We start from the raw sequence: 784 nt of genomic DNA, 5'->3' as shown, positions 1-784 counted from the left end.
CCGCCTGCTGCACCGCACCAGCCGCCGTATCGCCCTGACCGAAGACGGTGAGCGCGTACAGCGCTGGGCCGTGCGGATTCTCGAAGACTTCCAGCAGTTGTCCGACGAGCTTTCCGACGCCCACGACAGCCCGCGCGGCCACCTGCATTTGTGCAGCAGCTTCGGTTTCGGTCGTAACCATGTGGCACCGGCCTTGTCGCTATTGGCCGAACAATACCCGGACCTGGAGATTCGCCTGGACCTGTTCGACCGGGTGGTCGATATCGTCAGCGAGGGTTTCGACCTGGAGATTCGCGTGGGCGACGACATCCCCGGGCAACACATCGGTCGCCGGCTGGTGAGTAACCGGCGGGTGCTGTGTGCGGCGCCCGCCTACCTCGAACGCCGTGGTGTGCCGCAGCACTTGAGCGACCTGGAACAGCACGACTGCCTGGTGCTCAAGGAGCGCGACAACGCGTTTGGCATCTGGCACCTGGAGCGCGATGGCGTGCAGGACAGCGTGCGCGTGCGCGGGCCGTTGTCGTCGAATAACGGCGAGATCGTTTTGCAATGGGCCCTGGACGGGCGCGGCGTGTTGCTGCGTTCGATGTGGGATGTGAAGCCGCTGCTGGAGCAAGGGAAACTGGTGCAGGTGCTGCACGGCTACACCCAGAGCGCCAACGTGTGGGCGGTGTACCCGACGCGGCTGGCCTACTCCGGGAAGTTGCGGGCGTGTGTGGAGTTTTTGCAGGAGCACTTCAAGGGGTTGTCGATTTAGCGTGCCGGGTTTGAGTACATATCCGTT

The 784-nt window shown here is 63.9% G+C and carries 1 protein-coding gene; it reads left to right on the top strand.

What is annotated here, in order from left to right; genetic code table 11:
* Nucleotides 1-757: LysR substrate-binding domain-containing protein (locus HX786_RS31195; RefSeq protein ID WP_178913062.1), on the top strand; the 757-nt coding region annotated here is incomplete at its 5' end.
* Nucleotides 758-784: the final 27 nt, after the last annotated feature.

The organism is Pseudomonas sp. 21615526, assembly GCF_013386245.1.
In the GTDB taxonomy this organism is placed as follows: Bacteria; Pseudomonadota; Gammaproteobacteria; order Pseudomonadales; family Pseudomonadaceae; genus Aquipseudomonas.
Note: the sequence above shows the minus strand (reverse complement) of the source record. Positions and strands in the feature narration are given on the sequence as shown.